The organism is Bradyrhizobium sp. AZCC 1719 (genome assembly GCF_036924525.1).
GTDB lineage: Bacteria > Pseudomonadota > Alphaproteobacteria > Rhizobiales > Xanthobacteraceae > Bradyrhizobium.
In genome coordinates, this window is sequence record NZ_JAZHRU010000001.1 from 3,538,141 (window position 1) to 3,562,999 (window position 24,859).

The 24,859-nt window shown below is 61.1% G+C and carries 24 protein-coding genes; 16 read left to right on the forward strand and 8 right to left on the reverse strand.

The features are described 5' to 3' along the window. Positions 1-44: 44 nt before the first annotated feature. Positions 45-1,244: a CaiB/BaiF CoA transferase family protein gene (locus V1292_RS16580; protein ID WP_334373794.1), complete on the forward strand. Its 1,200-nt coding sequence runs from the start codon at positions 45-47 to the stop codon at positions 1,242-1,244. A 29-nt stretch (positions 1,245-1,273) separates the two neighbouring features. Here V1292_RS16580 and V1292_RS16585 read toward each other — a convergent pair whose 3' ends face one another. Further along, positions 1,274-1,951 (reverse strand): glutathione S-transferase family protein, encoded by a 678-nt coding sequence (locus V1292_RS16585; RefSeq protein ID WP_334373795.1) that lies wholly within the window; start codon positions 1,949-1,951, stop codon positions 1,274-1,276. Continuing rightward, on the reverse strand, positions 1,951-2,694 hold the full coding sequence (locus tag V1292_RS16590; protein ID WP_334377072.1) for an SDR family NAD(P)-dependent oxidoreductase: 744 nt from the start codon (positions 2,692-2,694) through the stop codon (positions 1,951-1,953). The genes V1292_RS16585 and V1292_RS16590 overlap by 1 nt, the downstream gene beginning before the upstream one ends. A 233-nt stretch (positions 2,695-2,927) precedes the next feature. Here V1292_RS16590 and V1292_RS16595 point away from each other — a divergent pair, with 233 nt between their 5' ends. From V1292_RS16595 to V1292_RS16650, 12 genes are all read left to right on the forward strand, one after another. Continuing rightward, positions 2,928-4,517 (forward strand): class I adenylate-forming enzyme family protein, encoded by a 1,590-nt coding sequence (locus V1292_RS16595; protein ID WP_334373796.1) that lies wholly within the window; start codon positions 2,928-2,930, stop codon positions 4,515-4,517. 14 nt (positions 4,518-4,531) lie between these two features. Further along, positions 4,532-5,269 (forward strand): SDR family oxidoreductase, encoded by a 738-nt coding sequence (locus V1292_RS16600; RefSeq protein WP_334373797.1) that lies wholly within the window; start codon positions 4,532-4,534, stop codon positions 5,267-5,269. Positions 5,270-5,284: 15 nt separating this feature from the next. Next, positions 5,285-6,466: an acyl-CoA dehydrogenase family protein gene (locus V1292_RS16605; protein WP_334373798.1), complete on the forward strand. Its 1,182-nt coding sequence runs from the start codon at positions 5,285-5,287 to the stop codon at positions 6,464-6,466. A gap of 21 nt (positions 6,467-6,487) precedes the next feature. After that, positions 6,488-7,627, forward strand: a complete 1,140-nt coding sequence (locus V1292_RS16610; RefSeq protein WP_334373799.1) for an acyl-CoA dehydrogenase family protein — start codon at positions 6,488-6,490, stop codon at positions 7,625-7,627. A 14-nt stretch (positions 7,628-7,641) separates the two neighbouring features. Beyond that, the gene (locus tag V1292_RS16615; RefSeq protein ID WP_334373800.1) at positions 7,642-8,829 is read left to right on the forward strand and encodes an acetyl-CoA C-acyltransferase; all 1,188 of its coding nucleotides are present in this window, start codon (positions 7,642-7,644) and stop codon (positions 8,827-8,829) included. Between the two features lie 21 nt (positions 8,830-8,850). Next, positions 8,851-9,855, forward strand: a complete 1,005-nt coding sequence (locus V1292_RS16620; protein ID WP_334373801.1) for an NAD(P)H-dependent flavin oxidoreductase — start codon at positions 8,851-8,853, stop codon at positions 9,853-9,855. Between the two features lie 24 nt (positions 9,856-9,879). Continuing rightward, complete coding sequence (locus tag V1292_RS16625; RefSeq protein ID WP_334373802.1) at positions 9,880-10,707, forward strand: enoyl-CoA hydratase-related protein; 828 nt, start codon at positions 9,880-9,882, stop codon at positions 10,705-10,707. Positions 10,708-10,853: 146 nt separating this feature from the next. Further along, on the forward strand, positions 10,854-11,450 hold the full coding sequence (locus tag V1292_RS16630; RefSeq protein WP_334373803.1) for a TetR/AcrR family transcriptional regulator: 597 nt from the start codon (positions 10,854-10,856) through the stop codon (positions 11,448-11,450). An 81-nt stretch (positions 11,451-11,531) separates the two neighbouring features. Continuing rightward, positions 11,532-12,521 (forward strand): fumarylacetoacetate hydrolase family protein, encoded by a 990-nt coding sequence (locus V1292_RS16635; RefSeq protein WP_334377073.1) that lies wholly within the window; start codon positions 11,532-11,534, stop codon positions 12,519-12,521. A gap of 102 nt (positions 12,522-12,623) precedes the next feature. After that, positions 12,624-13,421 carry an enoyl-CoA hydratase/isomerase family protein gene (locus V1292_RS16640; protein WP_334373804.1) on the forward strand — a complete coding sequence of 266 codons (798 nt, stop codon included), beginning with the start codon at positions 12,624-12,626 and terminating at the stop codon, positions 13,419-13,421. 1 nt (position 13,422) lies between these two features. Beyond that, positions 13,423-14,688, forward strand: a complete 1,266-nt coding sequence (locus tag V1292_RS16645) for a CaiB/BaiF CoA transferase family protein (protein ID WP_334373805.1) — start codon at positions 13,423-13,425, stop codon at positions 14,686-14,688. 80 nt (positions 14,689-14,768) lie between these two features. Further along, on the forward strand, positions 14,769-15,317 hold the full coding sequence (locus V1292_RS16650) for a winged helix-turn-helix transcriptional regulator (protein WP_334373806.1): 549 nt from the start codon (positions 14,769-14,771) through the stop codon (positions 15,315-15,317). Here V1292_RS16650 and V1292_RS16655 read toward each other — a convergent pair. From V1292_RS16655 to V1292_RS16670, 4 genes are read right to left on the reverse strand one after another with little or no spacing between them, the layout of a single operon-like run. After that, a complete protein-coding gene (locus V1292_RS16655; protein WP_334373807.1) occupies positions 15,297-16,151 on the reverse strand; it encodes an FAD binding domain-containing protein in 855 nt (284 codons plus the stop codon). The genes V1292_RS16650 and V1292_RS16655 overlap by 21 nt on opposite strands. Further along, positions 16,148-17,851 carry a xanthine dehydrogenase family protein molybdopterin-binding subunit gene (locus V1292_RS16660; protein WP_334377074.1) on the reverse strand — a complete coding sequence of 568 codons (1,704 nt, stop codon included), beginning with the start codon at positions 17,849-17,851 and terminating at the stop codon, positions 16,148-16,150. Before V1292_RS16660 ends, V1292_RS16655 begins: the two co-directional genes overlap by 4 nt. After that, a complete protein-coding gene (locus V1292_RS16665) occupies positions 17,784-18,521 on the reverse strand; it encodes a xanthine dehydrogenase family protein molybdopterin-binding subunit (RefSeq protein ID WP_334373808.1) in 738 nt (245 codons plus the stop codon). The genes V1292_RS16660 and V1292_RS16665 overlap by 68 nt, the downstream gene beginning before the upstream one ends. Next, positions 18,518-19,009, reverse strand: a complete 492-nt coding sequence (locus V1292_RS16670; RefSeq protein ID WP_334373809.1) for a (2Fe-2S)-binding protein — start codon at positions 19,007-19,009, stop codon at positions 18,518-18,520. Before V1292_RS16670 ends, V1292_RS16665 begins: the two co-directional genes overlap by 4 nt. A gap of 160 nt (positions 19,010-19,169) precedes the next feature. Between V1292_RS16670 and V1292_RS16675 the strand changes: the two genes are divergently transcribed. Then, positions 19,170-19,670, forward strand: coding sequence for a winged helix-turn-helix transcriptional regulator (locus tag V1292_RS16675; RefSeq protein ID WP_334373810.1), 501 nt, complete (start codon positions 19,170-19,172; stop codon positions 19,668-19,670). 13 nt (positions 19,671-19,683) lie between these two features. Here V1292_RS16675 and V1292_RS16680 read toward each other — a convergent pair whose 3' ends face one another. Beyond that, positions 19,684-20,898 (reverse strand): multidrug effflux MFS transporter, encoded by a 1,215-nt coding sequence (locus V1292_RS16680; RefSeq protein WP_334373811.1) that lies wholly within the window; start codon positions 20,896-20,898, stop codon positions 19,684-19,686. A 104-nt stretch (positions 20,899-21,002) separates the two neighbouring features. Further along, positions 21,003-22,199 (reverse strand): acetyl-CoA C-acyltransferase, encoded by a 1,197-nt coding sequence (locus V1292_RS16685; RefSeq protein WP_334373812.1) that lies wholly within the window; start codon positions 22,197-22,199, stop codon positions 21,003-21,005. Positions 22,200-22,589: 390 nt separating this feature from the next. Here V1292_RS16685 and grxD point away from each other — a divergent pair, with 390 nt between their 5' ends. Continuing rightward, positions 22,590-22,913, forward strand: a complete 324-nt coding sequence (grxD, locus tag V1292_RS16690) for a Grx4 family monothiol glutaredoxin (protein ID WP_334373813.1) — start codon at positions 22,590-22,592, stop codon at positions 22,911-22,913. 629 nt (positions 22,914-23,542) lie between these two features. Beyond that, on the forward strand, positions 23,543-24,766 hold the full coding sequence (locus tag V1292_RS16695) for an ABC transporter substrate-binding protein (RefSeq protein WP_334373814.1): 1,224 nt from the start codon (positions 23,543-23,545) through the stop codon (positions 24,764-24,766). Positions 24,767-24,859: the final 93 nt, after the last annotated feature.

Below are 24,859 nucleotides of genomic sequence, written 5' to 3' on the forward strand. Positions count from 1 at the left end.
AAACTCCCGGACCTAAAGCAAAAGTGAACTCAGGGAGAATGCCCATGCCTGGCCCGCTTAGCGGTGTTCGCGTCCTCGACCTGACCGGGGTGGTGTCGGGCCCGTTCGCGACCATGTTTCTGGCGGACCAGGGCGCCGACGTGCTGAAGATCGAGCCGATCGGCGGCGATATTACGCGCCGCAGCCGTGCCACCATCGACAAGGATGGCGAATTCTCCGCGCTGTTCATCTCTTCGAACCGCGGCAAGCGTTCGCTGTCGATCGACGTCAAGAGCACGGGTGGCCGTGAGGTGCTCACCAGGCTGGTCGCACAGGCCGACGTGTTGGTGCAGAACTTCCGGCCCGGCACCATGGAGCGCCTCGGTCTAGGCGTAGAAGAATTGCGGCAGCGCCATCCGCGCCTGATCTACGTCTCGATTAGTGGCGTCGGCGATACCGGCCCGTATGTAAAGAAGCGTGTATATGACCCGATCATTCAGGGCCTGTCGGGCTTCGCCGATATCCAGTCGCAGCCGGTCACTAACCGTCCGCAGATGATCCGCACGATCGTATGCGACAAGACCACTGCAGTGTTCACTGCACAGGCTGTGGCGGCAGCGCTCTATGCCCGTGAGAAGACGGGGCAGGGCGATCATATCCAGGTCGCGATGCTGGATGCGATGATTTCCTATCTCTGGCCCGAAGGCATGATGCAGTACACGGTCGTGGGGGCCGAGGCTGCCGCAGCCGATCCCAACGATCGGCCGGATCTCGTGTTCAAGACCAGTGACGGCTACATCACCGCCGGCACGATTTCGGATTCCGAATGGCAGGGTTTCTGCCGGGCATCTGGCGATCCCGAGCTTGCCAACGATCCCCGGTTCGCGACGCCATCGGCGCGTTCGGTCAACGCCACCGCGCGCATCAACAAGATGGCTGAGTATATCAGCCAGCATACCACCGCGGAATGGCTGGACCGGCTAGACGCCGCCGACGTGCCTTGTGCGCCGATCCTGCGGCGGAGCGAAATCATCCACAATGAGCAGGTGGTGGCGCGCGGTATCATCGCGGAATTCGATCAGCCGAAAGTCGGCCGGGTGCGGCAGCCGAAGCCGGCGGCTCGCTTCGAAATCAATGAGGCTGCAATTGGCGGACCCGCGCCAAGGGTCGGTGAGCATTCGCGCGATGTATTGCGCGAACTGGGTTATGATGACAGCGCCATCGAGAAGATGATCGCCGAACGTGCCGTGCGTGTGGCCGTCTAGGTCAAGCTATCGCGATCGACGAACGGTTCTCAGATCTTCGCCGCTGCCGGCGTGATCGGTGCCACCGGGACATTCGCCGCGACGGCTCGCTGATAGGCCTCTCGGCTTTGGATGCGCTTAAGGTAGGGTTGCGCGTTGTCGCAGATGCCGACGCCGTAGGCGATGGCCCAATCGAGGCACGTCGTGAGCAGAATGTCGGCGCTGGTAAATTGGTCACCCATCAGGAATGTCCGCCCATCCGCCAGCGCGACCTCCACGTGTCGTAACTGCTGCCGGAAATACTCACCCGCCTGTGCGACAACTTCGGGCGCAACTCCATAGATATGTCCCAGTGCATCCGCGCGATGGCGGCGCATGACGTAGAGGCTCGTAGAATCGAGTTCGGCCACGATAAAGAAGCACCATTCGAGCCACGCGGCATACTCGCGCTGGGTTTCCGGGATCAGCGAGCGTTCCGGCGTCGAATAGGTTCGCGACAGATAGGCGACAATCGCGGCGCTTTCGCCGATGCAGAAGTCGCCGTCCTGCAGCAGGGGAATCTTCTGGCGGGGATTGAGCTTGGTGTATTCGGCCGTCTTGGTCTCGCCGGTCCGCGGCCCGATCGGTTTGACCTTGTAGGATAAGCCAAGCTCGTGCATGGCCCAGTGCGGACGAATGGTGCGACTTGTACCAACGCCCCACAGGGTGAGATCGGGTGTAGCGTTCATCACCATCTCTCCACGGACGGACGAAGATCGAGTTCATGGGTCCAGCCGTCTCGGCTTTGCTGATGGGCGAACCAATAGGCCTCGGCGATGGAAGACGTCTTCGTCAGGCTGTCCGGGGGAATCTCGCTTGCCTCGATTCCCTTCGCCGCTTTCATGCGCTGATGAATGGCTTCGCTATCTACGCCGGCGTCGATGATGAGATGGGCGACGTGAATGTTCTTCGGCCCCAGCTCGCGCGCCATGGCCTGGGCCACTGCGCGAAGGCCGAACTTCGCCGATGAAAATGCAGCAAACCCCTGGCCGCCACGCACACTGGCGGTCGCGCCGGTAAAGAAGATGGTGCCGCGTCCGCGCGGCAACATGACGCGAGCAGCCTCGCGCCCGACCAGGAATCCGGCGTAGCAGGCCAGTTCCCAGGCTTTGAAGAACAGCTTTTCCGTGGTCTCCACGAGGGGCTTGTTGACATTCGATCCGGCATTGAAAAGGCAGACTTCGATCGGTCCGATGTTGCTTTCGACGTCGGAAAAAAGCTTTTGAACTTCGGCTTCCTGGCGGGCATCGACACTGAACGCGTGAATGTTATGCCCCGCAGCCCTCAGCTCGCCCACGAGCCCCTGCGACTTGGACGCATCGCGCCTGCAGATGCAAACCGTATAGCCGCCCTTCGCAAAACGCCTGGCGACGGCCGCGCCGATGGCGTCGCCGGCGCCCACAAGTATCGCTACGCCGCGGCGCTCCACCATCCCGTTCTCCCATAAGTTCCTATTTGATACTTCAATCGTAGCTGCGGGAAGATGCATTGTAAACGAGGCTTTTCAACAACGTTGCGGATAATAATAGGGCAGCAAAGTTGCCCCTTCGGGCCTCATGAAACGGGGGGTGATGAATTAGTGATTGACGAGTTCTAAAAAAGAACGTTAGGTAAGCGGCGAATGTGCCGCGTTAGAGGCAGGCATGCTTGGTCGGGAGGTCGGTCGTGGCGGAGCTATCGGAGGCGATCAATCTCGACGAGATTGCTGTCGGCTTGCCGAGCCGCATCCATGAAGTAACGGCAGGACAGCTTGCCGAAGCCCCCGACCGGATCGCGCTGATCGAGAACGGGGCGTCCTGGAGTTACCGCGATCTGGAGCAGCGCGTTAGAGAGATCGCAACCGTCCTCTCCTCGCTTGGAATCAGAGCGGGTGATCGGATGGTCATTATCAGCGAAAACTGCATTGCGTTGGCGGCCTTGCTGCTTGCGGCGAGCCGGCTCGACGCCTGGGCAATCGTCGCCAACCCGCGATTGTCGGCGCGCGAGTTGGACCAGATCCGGGATCATAGCGGCGCCCGCCGGATGTTCTTCACGTCAGGTGTTTCGAAAGAGGCTGCGGCGCACGCATCACGCTATGGTGCGGAGAACCGGCAAATTGGCGCGCTGCGGGAGATTGGCATCGGTCCGCTGAACGAAAGCGCCACCGTCGAGCCGGTGGAGGCCGATCCGGCAAAACAAGTCGCAGTGCTGATCTACACCTCGGGAACGACGGGGACGCCGAAGGGGGTGATGCTCTCCCATGAAAACCTGCTGATCAGCGCCAAGACCACGGCGCATTTCCGCAAGATGGATCGAGACGACAAGATCTATCTGGTGTTGCCGATTTCCCATATCGTCGGCATCTCGCTCCTGATCATGACCCTGATGGCCGGCGGCACCGTGCGCTTGGCCAGCCGATACGATCCTGCCACGCTTGCCAAGTCACTGGTCGATGAAGGCATCACTATGCTCGATGGCGCGCCGGCCACCTATCAAGGTCTTCTCGAATACAAGAATGTCGCAGGTCTGAAGCAGGTTGACTGTGGCGTACTGCGTTTGATCGCCGTTTCTGGCTCATCCCTCGATCTCAATCTGAAAACTCGCGTAGAGAGGGAGTTTGGTTTGCCTCTGCTGAACGGCTATGGGACCACCGAATGCTCGCCAGGGGTATCTGCCGTGCGCTTTGATGCCCCACGGTCCGATGATGCGGTCGGTGCGCTGCTGCCGGGAGTGGAGGCCCGCGTCAGAACGCTCGATGGTATACCGCTGTCAAGAGGGGAAGTCGGCGAGCTTCACGTGCGCGGACGCAACGTGATGCGCGGCTACTATCGTGCGCCAGACCTGACGGCGAAGGTGATTGATACCGAGCACTGGTTCAACACTGGCGATCTCGCGCGTTTCGAAGGCGATTGCCTCCACATCGTTGGCCGTAGCAAGGAACTGATAGGCGCGATCTCAGCCAATATTGAGGCGATCCTCAATGCGCACAAGCATGTGCAGTCCGCCGTCGTCGGCCGAGCCCTCACCGGCAACGGGGAGATTGTCGCATTCGTGCGGCCGTTGCCAGGATCGCGCGTTAAGCCGACCGATCTGATGGAAGCCATCAAACCTTGGCTCACCTCCTATATTCGGCCGCCAAAAATCGTCGTCGTTGATGTTTTACCGGGAAGCTCAACCGGCAGGATACGCGAGCATGAGCTCGCGGCCTGTCTGCATCGCGACCGAGCTGCCGCCAAGCAGGCGGCGAAATTCCAGCGACGAACTCACTTTACTTGACCGGGAGAAGACCCTTGCAAAAGAGAAACGCGACCGTGGCCGTAATCGGCGCCGGGGACTATATCGGCGGCGAGATTGCGAAGAAGTTCGCCTCCGAGGGCTTCACGGTGTTTGCCGGGCGCCGTAACGGGGCAAAACTCGAACCGCTCGTCAAGGAGATCGAGAAGGCCGGCGGCGAAATTCACGCGCGCTCGCTCGATGCCCGCAAGGAGGAGGAGATCATCTCGTTTCTCAACGATGCCGACAAGCACGCGCCTCTCGAGGTCTGCATCTTCAACATCGGCGCCAATGTCAACTTTCCGATTCTGGAAACCACCGAGCGCGTGTTCCGCAAGGTGTGGGAAATGGCCTGTTATTCCGGCTTCCTTGCCGGCCGCGAAGCAGCGCGACTGATGCTGCCCCGCGGCAAGGGCAACATCTTCTTCACAGGTGCGACGGCGAGTCTCCGTGGTGGAACGGGTTATGCAGCCTTTGCCAGCGCCAAGTTTGGCCTGCGGGCCGTCGCGCAAGCCGCGGCGCGCGAGTTGGGGCCCAAGAACATCCACGTGGCGCATCTCATCATTGATTCCGGCGTCGACACCGAGTGGGTGCGCCAGCGACGGATCGAGGCACTCGGTCCGAACGCGCTGGATGATCCCGACGCTTTGATGCCGCCGTCCTCGGTCGCGGAATCCTATTGGCTGCTCTATCAGCAGCCGCGCAGCGCCTGGACGTTCGAGCTGGAGATTCGTCCCTTCGGCGAGAAGTGGTAACGGGAGCCTCGCACGATGGAGCTCAATCTTTCCAGCGAGGACGCTGCGTTTCGTGACGAGGTACGCGCTTTTATTGCGGAGAACTATCCGCAGGAAATGCGCGTTCCAAACCCCGAGACCGATTTGACCAAGGAGCAGTCGCTGCTCTGGCACAGGATCCTCTACAAAAAGGGCTGGATAGCGCCGCTATGGCCCAAGGAGTATGGCGGCCCCGGCTGGTCCGTCACGCAACGATTCATCTTTGAGCAGGAGACCTCGCGCGCCGGAACGCTGCCGCCGCTCGCATTCAGCGTCACCATGGTCGGTCCGGTCATCTACACCTTCGGCCACGAGGCGCAGAAGAAGAAATATTTGCCGCGAATCCTCTCCGGCGAGGACTGGTGGTGCCAGGGCTATTCGGAGCCGGGCTCCGGCTCCGACCTCGCCTCGATCCGCACCAAGGCGGTACGCGACGGCGACCACTACATCGTCAACGGCCACAAAACCTGGACGACGTTGGCCCAGCATGCCGACTGGATCTTTTGCCTGGTGCGAACGGACTCTAGCGCGAAGCCTCAGGCCGGCATCTCCTTCCTGTTGATCGACATGAAATCGCCCGGCGTCACCGTGCGGCCCATCATCACCATCGACGGTTCGCATGAAGTCAACGATGTGTTCTTCGAGGACGTGCGGGTCCCCGTGGAGAACTTGATCGGCGAGGAAAACAAAGGCTGGACCTACGCTAAATTCCTGTTGGGTAACGAGCGTACCAGCATGGCCGGGATCGGCCGGTCCACTCGGTATCTCGGGCGTCTCAAGCAGATCGTGAGAACCGAAGTTGGCGAGGACGATCCGTCCTTCGGGGAGTTCATCAGGGAGATCGCGCGCGTCGAGCTCGATGTGCTGGCGCTGGAGGCGACCGAACTGCGCATCGTCGCGCAGATGTCGCGCGGCATCGACCCGGGACCGGCCGCGTCGCTGTTCAAGATCAGGGGAACCGAGATATTCCAGCGCATCACCGATCTGACGCACCAGGCGATCGGTAATTACGGCCTGGCCATCCGTGAGCACCCGGCAAGCGCCAACCGCTTCATGCCGGGTCCGGACTACGGACACACCGCGACCGAGAAGTACCTGAACTCCCGCAAGCTCAGCATTTATGGGGGATCGAACGAGATCCAGCGCAACATCATCGCGAAAGCGGTGCTGGGTCTCTGATCACAGCGCACGAGGCATCCGATGGACATCCAGTTGACGGAAGAACAGGAATTGCTCCGGTCCAGCATTCAACGCTTCCTGCGCGAGCAGTACGATTTCGATGAGCGCCGCAAGATCGTTGCGACCGATGAAGGCTGGAGCCGCAGGCACTGGAAATCCTTCGCCGAACTTGGGCTCTGTGCGGCGCCGTTCCAGGAAAGCTCCGGCGGCCTTGGTGGCGGCTCGCTTGCGACGATGATCGTGATGCAGGAGTTCGGCCGCAACCTCGTCGTCGAGCCGTATTTTGAGACGGTTGTCCTCGCCGGTGGACTGATCGAGGACGTCGGCTCGCCCGAGCAGCGCCAGGCGCTTCTGCCGAAGATCATGGAGGGCGAGGCGATATGGGCGCTGGCCTGGGCGGAAGGACGGTCACGTTATGATTTCAACAACGTCACCACGACCGCGCGCCGCCAAGGGGACAAGTTTGTCCTGAGCGGAACCAAAGCCGCGGTGGTCGGTGCGCCATGGGCCGACAAGCTGATCGTTTCGGCGCGCACCTCGGGCCAGCAACGCGATCGCGACGGCGTCAGTCTGTTTGTCGTCGATCGCCATGCGGCCAATCTTCACCTGCAGAGCTTCAAGACGATCGACGGCCGGCGCGCCGCTGAACTCACGCTGATGAAAGTCGAGGTGCCGGCCAGCCAGATGCTGGGCAGCGAAGGCGAGGGCGTCGCGGCCCTGGAGGCGGCTCGCGATCGCGCCATCGCGGCCCTTTGCGCGGAAGCCGTCGGTGCCATGACGGAGCTGAACTCGGCGACGCTCGAATACAGCAAGACGCGCAAGCAGTTCGGGGTTGCGCTGGGAACGTTTCAGGTGCTGCAGCACCGCATGGTCGACATGTTCATCGCGCTTGAGGAATCGATTTCGCTCACTCAGCATTTGAATCTAACCCTGGCGTCGAAGGAACCGAACGGATCGAAACTGGCGTCCGGCGCCAAGACGAAGGTCGGCTACGCCGCACGCTTTGTCGCAGAGCAGGCCGTGCAACTGCACGGCGGCATGGGCATGAGCGACGAGTTGAACGTCGGCCACTACTTCAAGCGAATCTCCTCCATCAACATCCAGTTCGGCGATCCCGCCTACCATCTGATGCGGTACGCGCAGCTGGACGCGGCCGCCTAAGCAGAGAGGCAAGCATGACGACTGAAGCAGTAATCGTTTCCACCGCCCGCACGGGCGTCGGCAAAGCCTATCGCGGTGCGCTCAACAACACCGAGGGCCCGACTTTGGCTGGCCACGTCATGGCCGAAGCGGTGAAGCGGGCCGGCATCGCGCCCGGCGAGGTCGAGGACGTGGTGATGGGCTGTGCGATGCAGCAGGGCACCATGGTGATGAACGTGGCGCGCAAGGGTGCGATCCGCGCTGGCCTGCCGGTGACGGTCGCCGGCACCACAATTGACCGGCAATGTGCCTCCGGCCTGCAGGCGATTGCGGTTGCCGCACGATCGGTGATGCTCGACGGCGTCGAGATCGCGATCGGCGGCGGCATCGAATCGATCAGCCTCGTGCAGAACGAGCACATGAACAAGTTTCATGTCGTCGACGAAGAGTTGATGGCGATGAAGCCCGAAATGTACATGTCCATGTTGGAAACCGCCGAGGTCGTCGCCGAACGCTATAAGATCGGTCGAGACAAGCAGGATGAATACAGCCTCGAGTGCCAGCGCCGCGTGGGCGCTGCGCTGCAAGGCGGCCGTTTCAATGACGAGATCGTGCCGATCACGACCAAAATGGCCGTGGTCGACAAGGATACCAAGGAGGTCAGCTATCAGCAGGTGACGCTGTCGAAGGACGAGGGGCCGAGGCCGGACACTACCGCCGAAGGCCTTGCAAAGATCAAGCCCGTGTTTGAAGGCAAAACAATTAGTGCGGGCAATGCGAGCCAGCTCTCCGATGGCGCCTCGGCCTGCGTGATCATGAGCGACAAGATTGCGGCGAAGAAGGGCCTGAAGCCGCTTGGCATCTTCCGCGGGTTCGTTGCCGCCGGCGTCGAGCCAGACGAGATGGGCGTGGGCCCGGTCGCCGCGATCCCGCGGTTGCTCAAGCGCCATAACCTGAAAATCGATGACATTGATCTCTGGGAGCTCAATGAGGCCTACGCGGTGCAGGTGATCTATTGCCGCGACAAGCTCGGGATCGACCCGGAGAAGCTCAACGTCAATGGCGGATCGATCGCGATCGGTCACCCCTACGGTATGACCGGGGCGCGGCTCACGGGCCACCTCCTGATCGAGGGCCGGCGGCGCAAGGCGAAGTACGGCGTGGTGACCATGTGCATCGGTGGCGGCATGGGCGCGGCGGGTCTGTTCGAAATCGTCAACTGATCGGAAAGCGGAGAATCACACGTGAAGACAGCAATCACTGAATTGTTCGGCATCCAGCATCCGATCATCCAAGGCGGCATGCACTATGTCGGCTTCGCCGAGCTGGCCGCAGCGGTGTCGAACGCTGGCGGTCTCGGCATCATCACCGGCCTTACCCAGAAGACGCCGGAATTGCTGGCGAAGGAAATCGCGCGCTGCCGCGATATGACCGACAAGCCGTTCGGCGTGAACCTTACTTTCCTGCCGAGCTTCACCGCGCCGCCCTATCCGGAATATATCGCCGCTATCAAGGAAGGCGGCGTCAAGGCGGTGGAGACCGCTGGCCGCAGCCCCGAGCAGTACATGCCTGCGCTGAAAGCTGCTGGCATCAAGGTGATCCACAAATGCACCTCGGTGCGGCATTCGCTGAAAGCCGAGAAGATCGGCTGCGACGCCGTCAGCGTCGACGGCTTTGAATGCGGCGGCCATCCCGGCGAGGACGACATCCCGAACATGATCCTGCTGCCGCGTGCGGCGGACGAGCTGAAGATCCCGTTCGTGGCGTCGGGCGGCATGGCCGACGCGCGGAGCCTCGTCGCGGCGCTGTCGATGGGGGCCGCCGGCATGAACATGGGTACCCGCTTCATCGCCACGAAGGAAGCGCCGGTCCACGACAATGTAAAGCAGGCGCTGGTCAAGGCGACCGAACTCGACACCGTTCTGGTCATGCGCGCGCTGCGCAATACCGAGCGCGTCTTGAAGAACAAGGGCGTCGACCAGCTGCTCGAGGTCGAGCGCGAGAAGGGCGCGAGCCTGAAGATTGGTGACATCCACGAGCAGGTCGCTGGAGTCTATCCAAAGGTGATGATCGATGGCGACATGGACGCGGGCGCGTGGAGTTGCGGCATGGTCGTTGGACTCATTCAGGACATTCCGACGGTGAAGGAGTTGATGGATCGCATCATGGCGGATGCCGAGCGGCTGATCAGGGGCCGGCTTACGGGATTCCTGGACGCGGACAGCAAGGAAGCCTTGATGGTCGCCTGAAGGCGCGCAAGGAGAACAGGGCGGATGGCAGAAGATCGGATCGAGGTCGATACCGGCACAGAGGAGTTGCTGTGTGAGATCCGGGATCGCGTGGCGCTCGTCACGCTGAACCGGCCCGAGGCCCGCAACGCCTTGTCCGATCAACTGACCCCAGCGCTCCGGCGCATGATCAGGCAGTGCGGCGAAGATTCCAGGGTCGGCGCACTGCTCATCACTGGCGCCGGGACTGCCTTTTGCGCCGGCGGCGACGTCAAGGGCATGGGGAACAATTCTGCGAAGGCAGAAACGCCGATCGATGAGCGGATCGCCGACTTGCGTGTGAAGCAGCGCACCCTCACGGGCGCGCTGGTGGAACTACGAAAGCCGACGCTCGCGGCGCTTCCGGGGCCTGCCGCGGGCGCGGGGCTTGCGCTCGCACTCGCCTGTGACATTCGAATCGCCGCTGAATCGGCTGTGATGACCACAGGATATGCCCGCATCGCCTTGACGGGAGACTACGGCATCGCCTGGCTGCTGACGAGGCTGGTGGGAACGTCCCGGGCACGCGAGTTGATGTTTCTGTCGGAGCGGATCGACGCACGCCGCTGCGAAACCCTGGGACTGGTAAACCGGGTGGTGGCCGACGCTGAGCTGCGCGCTGTTGCATTTTCGCTTGCAAGGTCCTTGGCGGAGGGCCCCTCGCAAGCTTTCGCCGGCATGAAGGACAACCTTGACCATGCCTTGGCCACGGACCTTCTGGATTCGATGGACCAGGAAGCGGCATACATGGTCCGTTCCGCGCAAACGACGGATCACAAGGAGGCGGTGCGCGCCTTCATCGAGAAGCGCAAGCCCGTATTCGTCGGACACTAGCGTGCCTTAAATCTGGAGGTCAGCTTCGCTGACCGGCTTTTCCTGGTAGGGCGCAGGTCAAAAGACCATTCTGCGGAATTTGATTGTTATATATGATGATAATCATCTAATATGGCTCTGTTTCTTTGGTCATCCCGGAGCAAGCAATGCGTTACCCGAAAGACCATGGGCAGCAGACACGCAGGCGGATTGTCGAAAATGCTTCCTACGGCCTGCGTCAGAACGGTGCCGACGGCTTGAGTGTGGTCGACCTGATGAGGCTCGTCGATCTGACGCATGGGAGCTTCTACGCCTACTTCAAGTCGCGTGACGCTCTGGTCATTGAAGCGCTCGCCTTGGCCATGGATCAAACCGTCGACCATTGGCTGGATCTCACGCAGGGGTTACCCGACGAGAAAGGGTTCGACGCAGTCGTCGAGTCCTATCTGAGCCCCCGCCATCGCAACAATGCGGCCCGCGGTTGTGCTCTTCCGGCTCTGGCCGCGGATATCGGACGCTCGGGCCCGGAGGCGCGGCGTACCTTTGCAGGCAGGCTCGAGAAAATGATCGATGTCATCGCTGGTTTGATCCCGAAGAGATCGTCAATGGATGCGCGGCAGGCCGCAGCCGGCGCAATTGCGACCATGGTCGGTTCCATCGTGCTCGCGCGTGCGGCCGGCGACAAGCGGCTGTCTGACGCTCTTCTGGAGGCCGGTCGGCAGGCCCTGCGCAACCAGGGCGCTAATGTCTTTCCGAGTCCATAAGCCTCCGGCGCTCTATAACTTGCAAAATGCAAGTTGGTGTCTATGCTGCAGTCAAGTGCTCATTTGGCCTGGGAGGCGCCCTTGAAACTAGCTACCTATCGATCCGGCGGTCAAAATAAGATCGCGTTAGTTCATGCCGGCGGCCGCTTGTTATTTGATCTCGCTGCCGCATCGCAGCGGGCCGGTAAGCAAAATCCGGCGTTCAACTCGATGCTTGACCTTGTGGATCACGGCGACGCTGCGCTCGATGAAGCATCCAACCTGTTTGATCGCTATAGGAAAGATCAGGATTTGTGGTCCGCGGTTGCGGAATCCGAGATTCTTGCGCCGTTGCCGGAGCCGCGCCAGATGCGCGACGGCATGTCGTTTCCGGTGCATATCGTTCAAGGCCCGATCGGACATCTCAAACTGAAGGCGCGAAAGGCGGGCGATGCGGCTGAGCTTGCACGCCTCCAGGCGGCCCCGCTGCCCGAGTTGCCGGAGGTATATCGCAAGCAACCGATCTACTACGTTACCAACCGTTTTAGCGTGAAGGGCCCCAACACGACAGTCAAATGGCCGCGCTACAGCCAAGTGATGGACTACGAACTGGAATTCGGAATCGTCACCAAGAACAGGGGCGCCAACATTTCTGCGGCGAAGGCGCGCAATCACATCTTCGGCTACACGATTTTCAACGATTTTTCCGCCCGCGATGCCCAGCGAATAGAGATGGAAGGCCGGTTGGGGCCCGCCAAAGGCAAGAGCTTCGATGGCGGCAACGTGCTCGGGCCCTGGATCGTGACACCCGACGAAATCGGGGACCCCTACAAGCTCAAGATGGAAGCCCGCGTCAACGACGAAGTTCGTTCGCAAGGCACGAGCGAAGGCATGCTGTTTTCGTTCGAGGAAATCATCGCCTACATTACCCGGGATGAGACGTTGATGCCCGGTGAGTTCATCGGCTCCGGCACCGTGGGCAATGGCTGCGGGCTCGAACTTGGCTGGTATCTCGAGCACGGGGATAGCATCGAGCTCGAAGTGGAGAAGATCGGCGTCTTGAAAAATCGGGTCGAGCGCCAAGACGTTTGATGCAGGAGCAAATTACAGCTTGCAAAACGCAAGTCATGATGTAGCTTGTGTTGATGGCTAGATAATGCGGTCGCGAGAACCGCCGGCAAACAGGAGGCAGCTTTGTCCGAGGATGCATTGGTGACGCGCGAGCAGCGCGGCAATATCTCCGTTTTGACCATGGTTTATCGGCCGCACAACCTGCTCGGCCCCAAACTCCTCAACGCGATCGTCGAGCAGGTGGAGGCGGCGCAAAGGGCAGGCAGCCGCGCCATCGTCATCCGTAGCGGACTGCGGCATTTCTCCGCCGGCGCCGATCTGGATATCTTCGAGAAGCGGGTGGAGGCAGGCAGCGGAGATCAGGCCGGTGAAAATCGGCAGCTGAACGGCGTCGAATTCCTGCGCTTCATGGAGCTGCTGCCAATCCCGCTAATCGCCAGTGTTCACGGCGTTTGCCTGGGGGGCGGTCTCGAGCTTGCGCTGTCGTGCGATTACATCATCGCGGCCTCTTCGGCGAAGATCGGCTCGGTCGAGGCGACGCTTGGGCTGCATCCCTTGCTGGGAGGAATCCAGCGTCAGGTGCAGCGGATTGGTGCCCAGCGCGCCAAGGAAATGTCGATGCTGGCGCGGCGATACGATGCGCCGACGCTGGAGAAGTGGGGATTGATCAATCTCACAGTTCCGGAAGAGTCGCTGGAGACGGCCACGATGGCGATAGCGGAGGAGTTTGCGCAGGGGCCTACGGTGGCGCATGCCGCGACCAAGGAGCTCGCGCATATCGCCGCCAACCAGGGCGTGGTGGCCGCGGACGAGGCGATGGCAAGAGTTCAGGCGCCGATCTGGGCGTCGGAAGACCTCAAGACCGGTCTTGCGTCATTCCGCAAGAACGGGCCCGGTCTCGCCAAGTTCGCGGGGCGCTAACATGAGTGGCCCCCTGAGTGGAATCCGTGTCGTCGATTTCTCCCGCGTGCTGGCTGGTCCGCTGTGCGCTCGGACGCTGCAGGATCTTGGCGCCGAGGTCATCAAGATCGAACCGCCAAGCCCCGACGTTTCCCGGTTTGCATTTCCATCGACCGACGGCATGTCGGGCTACTACGCCCAGCAAAATGCCGGAAAACGGAATGTCAGCATCAATCTCAATATGCCGGGCGCCTATGAGTTGGTGCTGAAACTCTGTGACACCGCCGATATCGTCGTCGAAAACTTCCGTGCCGGGACTCTGGCTTTCTTCGGCCTTGACTACGAAACACTGTCCAAACGCAACCCGCGTCTGATCTACGCGTCGATCACCGGCTATGGCCAGGGCGGTCCGTGGCGTAGCCGGATGGCCTATGCGCCAACCGTGCAGGCCGAGGCCGGCTTTACCGACAACAGCGTTCGTCACTATGGCAACACGCTGGCGGAGCCGCGTACCGACAGCCTGTCGCATGCAGACGTCTATGCCGGATTGCAGACCGTGATTGCGATTCTCGCAGCGCTCAACAGCCGCCAGAAGACCGGGCAGGGCCAGTATATCGACGTTGCAATGGCGGCGACGCTGCTCGCCGTCAATGAACGAGCGCATGTCGATCTCTCCGACGACGATATCGGGGCGGAGCCCGCGATACTCGGGGCCACCGATTGCCCATTTTTCACGGGACCGCAAGGCGAGCACTTCACGGTTGCGACCAGTATCATCGGCAGCCTGACCTTTCCGTCGTGGCTGCGCGCCATGCGCCGCGTCGATCTGATGGACGATCCCCGGTTCTCCACTGCTGCCGCGCGCCGCTTGAATTTCGGCGTGTTGCACCAGATCATCCAGTCCTGGATCCTGACCTTTCCGGATATGGCGACCCTCGACGCCCAGTTCGACGAGGCCAAGATCGCCATGGGCGAGATCCGTTCGATCAAGGAGCTCACGGCCTCGGAATGGAGCGATTACTGGGGCGCCGTGCAACACGTTCCTGACCGCAGCGGTGGCGAGTATCGCCTGCCGGGTCGGCCGTGGCGCTTTTCGGCAGAAGAGTTGACGCCAATTGGCACGCCTGCCTTTCAGGGCGAGCATAATTTCGCGGTCTTCAGCGAACTCGGCGTCAGCGAGGCGGAGCTGAAACGCCTGAGCGAAGCAGGCGTGCTCGTCACGCATCGCCGCGCGCTAGAGCCCGAGGTCGTGGCCAAGGCGCAAGCCCAGCCGGGTCAGGCCGCCTGATCAGCGAAACGCCGAAGGGCACTGGACATACACGAATTCCGCTCAATATGGTATGGGCTGAGTTCGGGGTTGAAAGAGCGATGTCTAGTGTCAAGCAAAGCCGTCTTGCCAACAAGGAATGTTCCATGGCGCGCGCCATGGAAATCGTTGGCGACCGCTGGTCCATCCTGATCCTGCGCGAGGCCTATTACGGCGTGAAACGCTTCGACGAGTTCGAATACTATGTCGGGATCGCTCCGAATATCTTGAGCACTCGACTGAAGAAGTTCGTCGAGGCCGGCGTCATGACGCGGGTGCCGCTACCCGAACACGCCGGTCGATATGAGTACGTTCTGACCGAGAAGGGACGTGATTTCTTTCCGGCCTATCTCGCGCTGAAGAAATGGGGTGACGACTGGCTGGCGGAGCCGGCCGGGCCGCAGGTCGTGTTCCGCGAACGCGCCGCCGGGCGCCCGATCGAATATCCGGAATTGCGGACGAGCGGCGGCAAGCGGTTGCGGCTCGAGGACGTCGAGATCGTTGCCGGCGCAGGTGCTGTTCCGTTCAACCGCAAGCGGTTTGGCGGCGATGCCGTTGATCGCGTTGCGGCCGGCTCGAAGGCGCGCGTCTCACGACGAAAGCGCAAGTAGCGCTCGCGTGGTCTCGATCCGGATCAGATTCGCTCGGTACTCCGCCGACGCGTAGCGGTCCGAGAGGCACTCGGTGGTTTCACTCAGCAGTTTTGCCGCCTGATCGATATTGTCTCGCGAAAGCGCCTTGCCGGTCAGAAAATCGGCGGCGTGCTGGCCGGCGAAGGCGTGGTTCGCTGCACCGGTGACGCCGATGGAGACTTCGGCGACGAAGTCGTCCTGCAGCAGTACGCCGACCGCGATTCCCACGACGGCAAAGCCGCTCGCGGGATGCCGGATCTTTCGGTAGATGAAGCGCATGCCGGGCTTCGGCCGCGGGATATGGATATGGGCGAGAATTTCATCCGCTTCCAGCACGGTCGAGAAGATATCGACGAAGAAGTCCCGTGCCGCCACCCTTCTCAGGCCATTCGGGCCTGCGATCTCGATCTGTGCCTGCAGCGCCACCACAACGGCCGGCCAATCGGCAGCGGGATCGGCGTTCGCGAGCGACCCGCCGATCGTGCCGCGGTTACGTACCTGGGGATCGGCAATGAGTCCGGCCGCCTGGCGGAAGACCGGCAACTCCTTGTTCAGCGGCTCGGAAGCGAGCAAATCGGCATGCGTCGTCAACGCACCAATTCTGATGCCGGTTTCGCTGATTTCGATTGCCTTGAGCTCGGCGATTCCGCCGATATCAATCAGGCATGAGGGCGATGCCAGCCGCAACTTCAGCGCCGGCAGCAAGGTATGACCGCCGGCCAGAAGTTTCGTTCCGTCGGGATCCTCGCGCAACAGATCGATCGTCTGGGCGAGCGAGGATGCGCGGACATAATCGAAGGCCGCGGGGATCATTGGGGGGCTCCGGTGCGTGCCTTTTGTACCGCCGCCCAGATTCGAGGCGGCGTCAGCGGCATATCGAGATGCGTGATACCGAACGGTGACAAGGCATCGAGCACGGCGTGAACCATGCAGGGTGGGGCGGCGATAGAGCCGCTCTCGCCGATGCCCTTGACGCCGATCGGATTGGTCGGCGAGGGCGTTTCCTGGAACAGCGATCGGATGTTCGGCACATGTTCGGCTCGCGGAACAGCATAGTCGAGCAGCGAGCCGGTCAGAAGTTGCCCATTGTCGGGATCGTAGCTGACCTCTTCATAGAGCGCCTGCGCGATACCCTGAACAACGCCGCCATGGATCTGGCCGGCCGCGAGACGAGGGTTGATCAGCGTGCCGACGTCGTCGACGGCGACATAGTCGAGAATGTCGACGATCCCGGTCTCCGGATCGACCTCGACATAAGCGAGGTGGATGCCTGACGGCGAACCCATGCCGACCGGATCATAAAACACTGTCTCATCAAGGCCCGGTGCGACTCCGTCCGGCAGTTTGTGCCCGACATGGGCCATGCGAGCCACCTTGGAGAAAGTCACTGGCGCAATATCGGTGCCGGGCACGCTGAACGCGCCCGCCGAGTAGGAAACATCCTTCTCGTCGACTTCCAGCATGCCCGCCGCAATCTTCTTGGCCTTGGCAATGACGCGTTGCGAGGAGACATGGACGCTCGAACCGCCGACCGCCATCGATCGTGAGTTAAACGTGCCATGGCCAGCCTGAACCTGGCGGGTGTCACCCTGCACGATGTCGATGTTCTCCATGGGAATCTGCAGCACGTCAGCAGCGATCTGCGATAGCGACGTGATATGCCCTTGTCCCTGGCTCATCGAGCCCGAATAAATCGTGGCTCGCCCGCTGGAATCGATGCTGACCCGCGCGCTCTCCCAGCCGCCACGATCAAATCCGCTCATGGCTAACCGGCGTGATGGTGCCATCCCGCACATATGTGTATAGGCGGCGACGCCAATGCCGCGATAGGTGCCGCTTGCGCGCAGGGCTTCGCATTCGCTGCGGCGTTCGTCATAGTCGAAAGCCGCGAGCGCCTTGTCGAGTAGTCCCTGATAGTTGCCGCTGTCATACATCACGCCCATGCTGCCGTAGGGCCGATAGGGAAATTCCGCTGGTTTAACGAAATTCTTCCGCCGCACTTCGACTTGGTCCAGTTTGAGATGGCGCGCCACCGCGTCGATCGCGCGCTCGGCGATGTAAGCGCCTTCGGGCCGGCCATAACCGCGATAGGCATCAACCGGTACGGTATTGGTAACGACGACGCGGGAAATCGCTTCATAGTTGTCGATCTTGTAGGTGCCGGTGCCGAAGTTGACCGTATTCACGGTCGGACCGCCGCTTGCCATGTTGGAGAGATAGGCGCCGACATTGCCTAGCGTGTCGACCTTCAGGCCGAGGATCCTGCCGTCGTTCCTGAAAGCGATCTCGATGTTTTCTGTATGGGCGCGACCATGGCTGGTCGATTGATGGCTTTCGGAGCGGCTTTCCCACCATTTGACCGGCGCGCCGAGTTCGCGAGCGAGATAGGGGCAGAGCAGGTCCTCTGGATAAAGATGCATCTTGGCGCCAAAGCCGCCCCCGATATCAGGTGCGACCACCCGCAATTGATGCTCGGGAATACCGACTGTTTCCGCGATCCAGCGTCGGTGCATGTGGGGAACCTGGCTGCCGATATAGACCGTCAGCGTGCCGTCCGGTTTCTGGTGAGGCAACGATCGCGCGCGTTTCCATACAGGTCGGGATCAGGCGGTTGTTGACGACGCGCAGTCCGATAACGTGATCGGCCTCACGGGTGGCCTTCTCATAGTCGCCGCCGCGCACCTTATAGATCGTCGTGATGTTGCTGGGCACGTTATCATGGAGCTGTGGCGCGTCTTCTCGGATCGCGACCTCTTCGTCGGTCACCGCGGGCAGCACCTCGTAATCGACCTCGATCAGGCCGATCGCGTCGTAAGCCTCGGCCAGCGTCTCTGCCACCACCAGCGCCACGCACTCGCCGACAAAGCGCACGCGATCGGTTGCGATCACGGGACGGAACGGCACCTTGCTTCCGGGAATGATCCAGTTCGGCACGATCGGGCCCATTTTGCCGTCGAGCGCCTTGCCGGACAGGACGAGACGAACACCCGGCGCGACTTTAGCTGCCGACAGATCGACGCTTCTGATCTCGGCGTGGGCGTGTGGCGACCGCAGTACCGCCATGTGCAGCATACCAGGCAACCTGACGTCATCGACGTATCGACCCTTGCCGGCGAGAAGCTTGAGATCTTCGCGTCGCTTGAGCGGCTGACCGATATGGCGGATAGCAGTCGTAACGTTCATGGCTGATCGCCTTTCGTTACCAGGCTTTCGACGGCGCGCACGATGTTGTGATAGCCCGTGCAGCGGCAGATGTTACCGGCAAGGCCGTGGCGGATGTCGTGCTCGCTCGGATCGGGCTTATCCTTCAATAGCTGGCGCACACTCATCACCATGCCCGGCGTGCAAAAGCCGCATTGCAGCGCGTGATGCTCGTGGAATGCCGCCTGAACGGGGCTGAGTTCGGAGCCTATATCGGTCAGGCCCTCGATTGTCGTGATCGACGCGCCGTCTGCCATCACGGCCAGCACGGTGCACGACTTCACCGCTTGTCCGTCGATCTCGACGGTGCAGGCGCCGCACTGTGAAGTATCGCAGCCCACATGCGTGCCGGTGAGGCCAAGATCCTCCCTGATCAGATGGACCAGCAATTTTCGCGCCTCGACGGCGACGGTCTTGCGCGTGCCGTTGATCTCCAGCGTCACGACGTGATGGTTGTCGAGCCCGGGCATGTACCCTCCTGATGGCGGCAGGTTTGGCCGTGCTTTTGCTTTACTCGAAGTAACTCTAATAATAAGAGTGACTAGCGGCAAGCGATTTTTGCACCCCGAGGCGGCTACTTGGATCCCACTGCCGCTTCTATACTCTGGTAATGCGAGTTGTTCGGAGTCGATGTCGATGCGCTCTAAGAGCTTTGAGGGAATGGCGTGCTCGATTGCTGGCGTGCTCGATGCGGTAGGTGACCGCTGGGCCATTCTGATCCTGCGCGATTTGTCGCTCGGGTTGAGCAAATACGAGGATCTGAGGAAGTCGACTGGCGTTACTCACGCCACGCTGTCCGACCGGCTCAAGCACCTGGAGGAAAACGAACTCATCGAGCGGCAGCAGTATCAGACCGGGCCCGATCGCTACGAGTACCTCCTGGCCCGCAAGGGCAGGGACATCATCCTGGTCATTCAGGCGCTTGCCCAGGTGGGGGACAAGTGGGCGATCACAGGTAATGCCGGGCCGCCGCTCAAATTCATCAGCAAGAACAGTGGCCGTCCGGTGAAGCTCGCGCTCGTCGATGACAAGTCGGGCGAATTGGTACGCTTACGGGACGTCCGGCCGCAGGCCGGCCCAGGCGCCGACGACCTGGTGAGGTGGCGACTGGCCAAGTTCGACCAACGATGATTTCGGTTTGCTGCTAATCATGGCCCGGCTTCAGCGCATACAGGCCAAAAGCAGCCAGCGAAAAGATCGTCAACACCACGCCTAGTGCGAACATTGCTTCATGCGACACGGTGGCGGCCAGCCATACGCCGGCCGCGGCGTTCATCATCTGCCAGAAACCGAGCAGCGCCGAGGCCGCACCGGCCTTCTCGCCGAACGGAGAGAGCGCCTGCGCGGTACCGAGGGGAGTGACAATGCCCATGCCGAGGACGAACGCGCTCATCGCGCAGAGATACGGCAAGAAGGTCGGGCTGAACAGCGAGACAAGCAGGATCCCCACGCCGCCCGCGGCTGTTGCCCCCAAACCGGCACGGATCGAGAGCCCGAGCCCGTAGCGTGCTGCCAATTTCGTTGCCAGCATGCCGGCCGCGAATACGATCAGAACGGTGGCGGCAAAAAAGAGACCTAGCTGGATCGGGGTGAATTGAAGTGCTTCGATGAAGATGCGCGGAGAGGCCGAAAACATCGAGAACAGTCCGCCTATGATCAGGCTGACGGTTGCGGCAGGGACCGCGAAGCGGCGATCGCAAATCAGGCCGAGATAGGCTCCGATGATCGCGAACGGATCGAGCGGAGTTCGGACCGAATTGTGGGTTTCGCCAAACACGATGCCATAGGCAATGGCACCAACCACCGCAAAAACGGCGACGAGGGCGAATTCGGAGCGCCAACCAAAGGTGTGATCGAGCGCGCCGCCAAGCAGCGGCGAGAAACCAGGAGCGACCGACATCGCAATCATGATTAGCGCCATCGCGCGCGCCAGCACTGCGCCACTAAACATGTCGCGGGCTATGGCACGCGACAGTACTGATGTTGCGCAAGCGCCCGCAGCTTGCAAGACGCGGCCGATCAGCAGATTCGGTAGATCGCTTGCCAGTCCGCACCAGACACTGCCTCCGAAGAACACCGCAAATCCGACTAAAACTGGACAACGTCTTCCGTAGCGATCCGAGATTGGTCCGACCAGGAGCTGGCCGAAGGCGAACACGACAAGAAAGACCGTGATGGCGGACGTGACCGCCGCGCTTGTGACATCCAACGATGTCGCCATCTGCGGCAGCGACGGCAGCATAATATTGGTCGCGAGCGTTCCCATTGACGCGAGCCCGGCAAGGACCGCGATCTGCAAGGCGCCGGAGACTGGCGCGCGCGGTGGTGCAGTCGCGACCGCTTCGCTCTGGTCGGCCATGAGAACTTTCGTCACGTTGAGGTGCCAGCTTCCGGGTGCGTTACAAGACGTCGGGCGACACCGTTCGTGCCGCTCGCCGTAGTATGTTCCTCCTGGTCGATCTGTCAGCGGACGATGCGCTCGACCGCGATGGCGGTGGCCTCACCACCGCCGATGCAGAGCGCAGCTACGCCGCGCTTCAGATTGTGAGCTTCGAGCGCGTGCAGCAGCGTCACGATGAGGCGCGCGCCAGTGGCCCCGATCGGGTGGCCGAGCGCGCAGGCGCCGCCGTTCATGTTCAGCTTTTCGCGGGGAATGCCGAGATCCTTCTGCGCGGCCATTGCCACCACCGCAAAGGCTTCGTTGATCTCGAACAGGTCGACGTCGGCGACGCTCCAGCCGATTTTATCGAGCAGTTTGCGAATGGCCGGGATCGGCGCCGTGGTGAACCATTGCGGCTCCTGGCTGTGGGTGGCGTGGCCCTTGATCTCGGCGAGCATCGGAAGGCCGTCGCGATCGGCGAGTGAGCGTTTTGCCAGAATGAGCGCCGCGGCGCCGTCGGCGTTGGCCGAGGAAGCGGCTGGCGTGATGGTGCCGTTGGCGCGGAACGCGGGTTTAAGGCCGGGGATCTTGGCGGGATCGACCTTGAGCGGATGCTCGTCGTTGGCGATGATCCGCGGCCCGGTCTTCTCGGTCAGTGTGATCGGCACGATCTCGGCCTCGAACGCACCGCCTTCCACCGCCTTGCGCGCACGGGTCAACGTCTCCATCGCGTAGGCGTCCTGGTCCTTGCGGGTGAACTGATAAGCTTCCGCGGTCGCTTCGCCGAAATCGCCCATCGAGCGGCCGGTCTCGTAGGCGTCCTCGAGTCCATCCATCATCATGTGATCGATGATCCTATCATGGCCGGCACGATAACCGCCGCGCGCCTTGGCGAGCAGATAGGGGGCGTTGCTCATGCTCTCCATGCCGCCGGATAGCACGATGCCGGCGGAGCCTGCATGGATGATGTCGTGGGCCAGCATGGTGGCCTTCATGCCGGAACCGCAGACCTTGTTGATGGTGGTGGCGCCGGTGGCGTCAGGCAGTTTGGCGCCGCGTGCGGCCTGGCGTGCTGGCGCCTGACCCTGGCCGGCCGGGAGTACGTTGCCCATGAAGACCTCGTCGATCCGCTCCGGCGCGAGCTTGGCGCGCTCCAGCGCGGCGCCGATTACGTGGGAACCGAGCTTGTGTGCGCTGAAGGGAGACAGTTCGCCCATGAAACGGCCGAGCGGCGTGCGGGCGGCGGAAAGGATGACGACGGGATCGTTGGCGGCGGCCATGACTGGTTCTCCTGCTTGTCGCGGCTTATTATATGACGATAATCATCTATGTGCTGGAATGCAATGCAGTGTTGGCGGCTCCTTCCCTAGATGAAGGCGCTACGCAGAGAGGCTTACTCAATTCTATTTTGGAATTGACTTTCTCGAAAATCGGTCGTTTGGTGCGATTCAGAATGCTCCCCCAAGGTAAGCGGCGCTGCGTCCGCTGAACTTGGAACTTAGGCCGGCTGCATCGCAGCCGGCCTTTTTTATGAATCGGCACAGCCGCGGACTAAAGGGGAGGTTGTGACCTAGGGGACTGTAATAAAGTTCTAAATTGGTACTTTAGGGTTCCTCGGTTGGATGGTAAGTAGAGGCCGGCTCTCGCCGATTCAGATGGAGGGAAAGATCATGAGTGTTGCAGATTTCATCCGTAGCGAAGTGAACTCCAATGAAATCGTTCTGTTTATGAAGGGCACGCAAGCCGCACCGGCGTGCGGATTCTCGGCGCAGGTGGTGCGAATACTCGACCACCTCGGCGTAACCTTCAAATCGCACAACATCTACGAATCCGAAGAACTGCGGCAGGGGATCAAGGATTACTCGGATTGGCCGACAATCCCCCAGCTGTACGTGCGAGGGGAATTCGTTGGCGGTTGTGACATCGTGACGGAGATGTTCCAGTCGGGGGAATTGCAGGCTCTTCTCGAGAAGAAGGTGCCAGCGCAGTCCTGAGCGCACGCTGTGGCTACATCGAAGGTCCATGCAAGGCTGCTTCGAAGGTGATCTTCGACGATGCAGGGCTCGCATCACCACACGGATCTGCATTGCGATCTCCCCTGTTGAAATGAAGCGGGCAGAATCGAGGTCTCATGGAATGCGGTCTAACCCTGCTGCTCGCTACCGAGCTCCTTCCCGACCTGAACATCGATGAAATCAGACGGGGACAGCTCCTCGCGTTGACGTTGGGGCTGCCTTGTGCGGTCGTGGGACAACTCGTTCTTTGGCTTGCGCTGTAACGCGCAGGCGCGCGGCACTTTTCCTACCCCATCCCTACAAATCTCCGAATTCGCGCTGGAGAAGAAATCGTGCGGGCTAAGCGGAAGACGGCTCGCTGCGGCCGGTTGCTCCCGCCCGGCAATCGGAACGTTGCGAATACGTTCTGACGCCACGCGGCTTCAGAGCCGGTCAGCAGGCAAGACTGGGCGGCGGTGCCGCTAATCACACGTGAATAGCGCTATCTCGATTTTTGGTCTAGCGCAGCGCACAGGTTACGGTGACCATATTGGAACTGACCTCCGTCACGAGCCACAAACAAAAAGGCCAGGCGAATATCGACATCTGCCCCTTAGGGAGGGACACCAATGGACTATCGCATCTTGAAGACAGCGGGTTCGTTACTGGCCGCCGGTCTGCTCGGCGCAGCGACCGCGACCGGCGCGATCGCCCAGAAGGCTTATGACGCTGGCGCGAGCGATACCGAAATCAAAATCGGCAACATCATGCCATACAGCGGACCGGCGTCCGCCTACTCCGTGATCGGCAAGACGTTCTCTGCCTATTTCAGAATGGTAAACGAGCAGGGCGGCATCAACGGCCGCAAGGTCAACTTCATCAGCTACGACGACAGCTATAGTCCACCGAAAACCGTCGAGCAGACGCGCAAGCTCGTCGAGAACGACGAAGTGCTGCTGCTGTTTGGCATACTCGGAACGCCGGGCAACTCCGCCATCCACAAGTACGTCAACACGAAGAAGATCCCGCACCTCTTGCTCGCGACGGGCGCTTCGAAGTGGGTGGATCCGCAGAACTTTCCCTGGACGATGGCCTTCATTCCCAACTACCAGAACGAAGCCCGCATCTACGCGCAATACATCATGAAGAACCATCCGAACGCGAAGATCGGAATTCTTTATCAGAACGATGACTTCGGCAAAGACTACCTCACCGGCTTGCGCGACGGTCTGGGGGCCAAGGCCTCGATGATCGTATCGGAGGCTCCATTCGAAGTGACCGCGCCGACGGTCGACTCCCAGATCGTTCAGATCAAATCCGCGAATGCCGATGTTCTGCTGACGATCGCAACGCCGAAATTTGCGGCGCAGAGCATCAGGAAGGTCACCGAGGTGGGATGGAAACCCGTTCACATCGTTAGCAACGTTTCAACGTCGGTGAACGGCGTGATGAAGCCGGCCGGCTTCGAAAACGCTCAGGGTGTGTTGAGTGCCGTTTATCTCAAAGACGCAAACGATCCGAAGTGGAAGAACGACCCTGGCATGAACGAGTGGTCGGGCTTCATGGACAAGTATTTTCCTGAGGGCGACAGAGGCGACGGCTTCACGGTGTACGGCTACGCCGTCGGAAAGACCATAGTCGAAGTGCTCAAAAAATGCGGCGACAATCTCACCCGCGAGAACGTGCTCAAGCAGGCGACCAATCTCGATATCGAGGTCGGACAGTTGCTTCCCGGCATCCGCCTCAAAAGCAGCCCGACCGACTACAACTTGATCAAACAGCTTCAGATGCAGCGATTCCAGGGTGGCAGCTGGGAACTGTTCGGGCCGCTCCTCAGCTCCGAACGCAGCTGACTCGCTCTCCTGTTCAGACAACGAAGACCTGTGCACCGTACAGGCCTTCCCTATGAGGCTCCTCGACCCGCTCCCTTCAACGCCGCACTGGCA